Annotated in this window: 4 protein-coding genes and 2 pseudogenes; 2 read left to right on the forward strand and 4 right to left on the reverse strand. The window is 59.4% G+C overall.

All coding sequences use genetic code 11. The features are described from left to right. Positions 1–440: 440 nt before the first annotated feature. Positions 441–737 carry a hypothetical protein gene (locus OWC48_RS43290; protein WP_282525491.1) on the reverse strand — a complete coding sequence of 99 codons (297 nt, stop codon included), beginning with the start codon at positions 735–737 and terminating at the stop codon, positions 441–443. On the opposite strand from OWC48_RS43290, the gene OWC48_RS43295 reads away from it, so the two are divergent. Both OWC48_RS43295 and OWC48_RS43300 read left to right on the forward strand, forming a co-directional pair. After that, positions 706–1,881, forward strand: a complete 1,176-nt coding sequence (locus tag OWC48_RS43295; RefSeq protein WP_404979912.1) for an IS30 family transposase — start codon at positions 706–708, stop codon at positions 1,879–1,881. The genes OWC48_RS43290 and OWC48_RS43295 overlap by 32 nt on opposite strands. Before the next feature lie 52 nt (positions 1,882–1,933). Continuing rightward, a complete protein-coding gene (locus OWC48_RS43300) occupies positions 1,934–2,206 on the forward strand; it encodes an integrase core domain-containing protein (protein WP_282525493.1) in 273 nt (90 codons plus the stop codon). Between the two features lie 205 nt (positions 2,207–2,411). Here the strand turns inward: OWC48_RS43300 and OWC48_RS43305 are convergent, their stop codons facing one another. From OWC48_RS43305 to tnpB, 3 genes and pseudogenes are all read right to left on the reverse strand, one after another. Continuing rightward, entirely contained in the window at positions 2,412–3,809 is a 1,398-nt protein-coding gene (locus tag OWC48_RS43305; protein ID WP_282525494.1) for an amidase, read from the reverse strand. A 307-nt stretch (positions 3,810–4,116) separates the two neighbouring features. Then, positions 4,117–5,705, reverse strand: a pseudogene (gene tnpC / locus OWC48_RS43310) (IS66 family transposase). A 38-nt stretch (positions 5,706–5,743) separates the two neighbouring features. Next, positions 5,744–6,004 (reverse strand): annotated as a pseudogene (gene tnpB, locus OWC48_RS47250) (IS66 family insertion sequence element accessory protein TnpB); the annotation flags it as partial. Positions 6,005–6,131: the final 127 nt, after the last annotated feature.

Raw genomic sequence — 6,131 nt, forward strand, 5'->3', positions numbered from 1 at the left:
TCCCGGAGCTCAAGCGGAGACTTTCGTACTTTTTGCAGAAATTCCGCCGAATTTTTGCATTTGCAGCGGCAGCGGGACGCCGACACAATCCCAATCGGTACGCTAGTTTTTTAGAACGCCACGCTGCCACCTCGCGAGTTCGGGACTTTCTGGAGATGGCAAGCAGATCCACTCGAAGGTGCGCATTGAGTTTTTCGTCCCGACCTAGATTCTCCGCGGCGCGTTCATGGTGCCCAGTTGCACTAGAGAGCTCCGCCCCCTGTGCGTATTTCCATGAAGTTTTTCGCGAACGAGACGCTTGGCTGATACAATGGCGTTGGCGTTCGCGCGCCGCCGGCACGGACGCGGCCGTCGGTGAGCCGGGGAAAGGTAGTAAGCGAAGTACCAGTCCCAATCCGAACTCTCAGTAGCTCCGAACTCTCAGTACCTACTAAGTTGCATCAGATTTGCGCGGCCTCTTCGGCGGATTCAAACGGTCGTCGCAACACCCTGAAGTTGGAGGTTGCGATGAAAGTTGTAAGTCGACGTTCGGCGCGGTCAGGACGTGCGCCATTGCCATCGCCAGGCCGGCCGTCTGCGGCCGGACGCGATGAACAGAATAGATTTTGGAAGGCGATTGCCACAGGGCAGAGCAGCGAAGATGCTGCGTTTGAGGCCGGATTATCGCAACCTGTCGGAAGCAGATTGGTCCGAAAGGCAGGCGGCATACCACCAGCGATGTTCAGATCTTCGGCCAAGCCTCTCTCCGGGCGCTACCTTTCACTGGCTGAACGCGAGGAGATCGCTCTTCTAAAGGTGCAGGGCCATTCCATACAGGAGATCGGGCGCCGCTTGGGGCGGGCTGCTTCGACGGTCTCCCGTGAACTGCGGCGGAACGCGGCCACCCGCGGCGGCGGGTTGGAATATCGGGCAACAACTGCCAAATGGCATGCAGACCGATCTGCCCGCCGGCCCAAGCCGACCAAGCTTGCGCTCAACGCAACCTTGCGCACTTATATGGAAGAGAGACTTGCCGGCGGCGTTGTAGCCTCGAGCGGAGCATGTATTCCTGGCCCCGCCGTTCGGTGGAACGGCCGCCGGCATGGCCGGCGAAAGGATCGACGATGGGCCAAAGCATGGAGCCCTGAGCAGATTGCCCGACGCTTGCCGACCGACTTCCCGGACGACAAGACGATGCGCATCAGCCACGAAGCCATCTATCAGGCTCTCTTCGTACAGGGCCGCGGTGTACTACGCAGCGAGCTGACGGCCTGCTTGCGAACCGAGCGCGTGTTGCGCGTGCCCAGGGCGCGCGTACGCAGGCGAGGCAAGAACTTCGTCTCGCCGGCGATCATGATCAGTGAGCGCCCCGCTGAAGCGGCCGATCGAGCAGTGCCGGGACAGTGGGAGGGAGACCTCATTCTCGGTCTTGGCAGCTCGGCGATCGGCACGTTGGTCGAGCGCACGACGCGCTTCACAATGCTACTGCACCTTCCCCGGCTGGCGGGGCATGGCGAAGTTCCACGTAAGAAGAACGGACCTGCACTCGCGGGACACGGAGCGGAAGCCGTGCGTGACGCGATCTCGCGCACCATCATCACTTTGCCCGAAGAGCTACGTCGCACGCTGACTTGGGATCAAGGAGCGGAAATGGCTCAGCACGACCGCCTCAAGATCGATGCGGGTATCCAAGTCTACTTCTGCGACCCGCAAAGCCCTTGGCAGCGCGGCACTAACGAGAACACCAACGGGTTGCTGCGGCAGTACTTTCCGAAAGGCACAGACCTGAGCATCCACAGCGTCGACGAGATATCCGCTGTAGCAGCGGCCCTCAATGCCCGGCCGAGAAAGACACTAGGCTGGAAAACGCCGGCAGAAGCGCTTGACGAATTACTGTCATGAGTGAGAACAATTGGTGTTGCGACGACCGTTTGAATCCGCCCAATACGCCTCCATGGCCTATCGCCAGAGGCTCGCTGAGTGCGACATCGCCATCCGCATGAGCAGGCCAGGCAATTCCTTCGACAACGCCAAGGCAGAGAGCTTCATGAAGATACCCAAGGCCGAACAGATCAACGGCAAGGTTTCCGCAGACATCAACGATGCCCGCAGCCGCATCAACAACTTCATCGCGGAAGTCTACAACACAGGGCGCCTGCACTCGCGCTCAGATATCAGTTGCCCCTTGAGTTCCGAAGACGCATTCGCGCAAATAACACTGCGGTAACCTTTCGTAGCAACCCACTGTCACAGTAACTACGGTGTCTCACTTTAGAGTGCAGTCCAGACTGTCACTGGAACAGGCACCTTAGGCTACGAATTTTCCGCCGATTGGGCCAGATGGGCGACTCACTCGTCATTGGTTTCGCTCACCTTCCTTTCTGTTGTGGCCTGTTGCTGGCTGGATTCTGAGTGGTCGGGCGCCGGCCTTGTTATCGAAGGGCTCGCCGCGCTGGGACGAAACGCCCGAATGCAGTTTCAAGAACCTGTGCTGCGGACAGCACTGTCATGTCCTTGTACCGAGCGCCGACCAATTGAAGCCCGACCGGGAGACCGCTGCGATCGAGACCACAAGGCAAAGAAGCCGCCGGTTGCTGGGTGAGGTTGAATGGGCTGGTTAGCACCCAATGGGGCCGATTGGGAACCTGATTGAGCTCCACTGGGAATGGTGCAACGGGTGTCGTCGGCGATACAAGAAGGTCAAACTCCTCATGAAATGCTGCCATCGTCGCTGTCAGTCTTGCCCGCGCTTCCTGAGCTTCTTGATACTGGGAAAGAGTTACTGTTAGCCCCTTCTCGGCGTACTGCAGGAAGACGGGGCTCACCAACCCGCGTTGCTCGCGACTCAAACGGCTGAAAATCCGGCCGCAACCAGCAAGAAATAGCATTGACGCTACTTCGCTCGGATCATCAAATCCAGGATCCTTTTCGACTATGTCTGCACCAAGCGCCTCCATCCTTTGGACGGCGATGTCGGTAACGTTCAAGATCTCGTTCGCGACATCCACATATCCGAAGTTCCGGCTGTAGGCTACTTTCAGTCCTTTGAGCGTTGACGCAAGAGGGAGGTCACCGAATGGGTATGCTGGTCCAGCGTACCCATCGCGCACGTCCCTTTGGCCAAGAACCTTCATCATGAGGGCCGCGTCGGCGACTGTGCGGGTTATCGGACCGATATGCGACAGCGTAGTGAACGCGCTCGGCGGCCATTGCGGGACATACCCGAGAGTCGGCTTCAGGCCAAACGTGCCCGTGAAACTTGCGGGCATTCGGATCGATCCGCCGCTGTCGCTACCTTGATGTAGAAACCCTAGATTCAGTGCGGCGGCGACTGCAGCACCGCCGGACGACCCACCGGGCGTGAAATCAGGATTCCACGGATTACGCGTGATACCGTCAAGCAGGTTGTCTGTGACGCCCTTACAACCAAATTCAGAAGTGGTGGTCTTTCCCAGAATGACAGCGCCCGCGTCTCGCAATTGAGCAGCAGTCGCTGAGTCGGCGTCCAACTGTCCGTCTTCGCTAGTCGCCTTTGATCCAAAGCGCGTAGGCATTCCTCGGCAAAGTGTGACGTCCTTTAGAGTTACGGGCACGCCGTCAATTAGGCCGATTGGTTCGCCCCGCATCCATCGGCCCTCTGAGAGTCGCGCTCGGGCTTTCGCCTGTTCAAAGCCGATGAAGCAGAATGCATTGAACTCGCGATTTGCTTCATCAATGCGATGTAAGCAGTCATCGATCACCTCAACAGGAGACAAGTCCCGGCTCTTAAAGAGAGCGAGACAGTCATATGCGGTAAGATCTCCAATCCGCGTTGCCCGTTTGGCAGACATCTTGTTCTCCTCGCCTTCCGATTGTCGTATTGGCGCTTCCCGCTATTTGGTGCATCCAAATAAGACTCTTGTATTTCCCTTCGGCGCCTGTTCCCTGCAAAGAGTCGTCAGCGCGCGCCCAAATCCGGCTTCACGAGCCGTGGACTGAAGGAATACGCATAGATTCAGTTCTGTGCGTCAAGTTCAGCAAATTGATCATGGGGTCCGGTGAGCCATCCCTTGGTGGGCCTGAGCATCTTCAGGCCGCCTGGCGTAGCGCCTCCTTCTTGTGCTCCTTCAGGAGATCCGTAAGCGCTCAGCCGGGGCCCTATTGAAGCTGGCTTGACGCCTTGCGGAAGCGCCACGGCATGAGGTCTTCGATCCTGCTGCGGGGATAGCCGTCGATGATCGCCTCGAGTATTTCGGCGATGTAGGCGGTCGGATTGACGTCGTTGAGCTTGCAGGTAGCGACGATCGACGCGAGCAAGGCCCAGTTTTCTGCCCCGATTTCATGACCGGCGAAGAGAGCATTTTTCCTAGTCAAGCAGACTGGCCGTATGGCGTTCTCGACCGGGTTTGTGTCGAGTTGGAGACGCCCGTCTTCGAGGAAGCGGGTCAGCCCCTGCCAATGATTGAGTGCATAGCGGATATCCTCCGCGAGCGTCGAACCGCTGGAGATCATCGACAGCTGTTTCTCGAACCGCGACTTCAATGCGGTTACCAAGGGCAGCGAGCGCTCCTTGCGCGCGGCCAACCGGATGTCCGGCGACGAGCCGCGCACCATGGCTTCGATGGCGTAAAGCTGCGCGATGTGCCGAATGGCGGCCTCGGCGATCGGTGACTTGCTGTTGCGCACCAATTTGACGAAGCGCCCGCGCAAATGGCTCCAGCAATGCACGAGCGTCCATGGCCCTTGCGGTCGAACGACCTCGTTCAACCGGTCATACCCCTCATAAGCGTCGCATTGCAGGTAGCGTCCGCCAAAACCGTCGAGTAATTGCTCAGCAAAGACACCGCTGCGACCGGGGAAATACCGGAACAGCACGATCGGCGGACTTGGACCGCTGTGGCCGCGGTCGTCTGAGGCGATCGCCCAGAAGTAGCCTTTCTTCGTTTGGCCGCGCCCCGGATCGAGTACCGGCGCCTTCGTCTCATCCATGAACAGCCGATCCGCCATGGCCAGGTAGTGGCGCATGTGATCCGCGATGGGCAGAAGATGGAAGCACGCGCGGTCGACCAGTTGTCCAGTGTCGCCCGATCAAGCCGGATCCCCTGCCGCGCATAGATCTCGGTCTGACGGTAAAATGGCGCACGGTCGCCAAATTTGGAGACGATCACGTGCGCGATGGCCGCTTCGGTCGGCAGCCCGCCGGGCACGACGTGCTCCGGTGCGTGCGCCTGCACGACAGGGCCCGAGCAGCGGCGACAGATGTATTTCGGGCGGCGCTCGACCAGCACGCGCCATTGTGCCGGGATCACGTCAAGGCGCTGGCTGACGTCCTCGCCGATCTTCGTCATGGCGCCGCAACCGCACGGGCAGAGCGTGCTCACAGGCTCGATAACCCGCTCCACCCGCGGCAAGTGGGCAGGCAAGCAGCAGCGATTGCGATGAGAGCCTTGATCCGCCACGCTCCGCGATCGGCCCTAGATCACCGCCTCGGCTCTCTCCTGCGCAGCATCCAGGATGCCTTGCGCGATCTCCACGTCTTCGAGCGGCAAGTGATACTGATCTGGTCGCAGCTTCTCGGACGTCGCGCCGAACTTGTCGCGTCGTAATTCGCCGAGAATGATCTCCAGGCGGCGTCGGGCTTCTTCCGATGCTGCCAGCGCCCCCTGATGCTCGCTCAAGGCCGCCTGCGTTTGCGCCAAAAGCGCCTTCAGGCGTTCGTTTTCGTCGCGCAGCGCCGCGATGCTCATGCGCTATTTCGAGCACATCGCCGCCGCGCGTGCCACGCTCAAAATAGCTGCCGAGTCATTCTGCCGCAGTTATCCCGCCGCCTGCGGGCGTCGTGCTTCTTCCGGGCGGACCAATTCCAATCCAGTCCTTCGAACAAAGCAGCGAACATCGCCGGCGACATGCGCATCACGCCGTCCGTGATCGTTAGCCAAACGAACTTGCAACCTTCGAGGCGTTTGTGCATCAACACCAGGCCCGTTCGATCCCAGACCAAAATCTTGATCCGGTCCGCTCGTTTCGATCGGAACACGAAGGCTGCACCGCTGTATGGTTATGTTGCGTGCAACATAACCGTTCTTATGTGTCGGACGAGATTATGTGGCGGAGGCGCCCTAACGCCAGCCAGGGCCGGCCACGGCTGGATTCCTCCGCCACATAATAATCAG

Source organism: Bradyrhizobium sp. Arg816 (assembly GCF_029989365.1).
Lineage (GTDB): Bacteria > Pseudomonadota > Alphaproteobacteria > Rhizobiales > Xanthobacteraceae > Bradyrhizobium.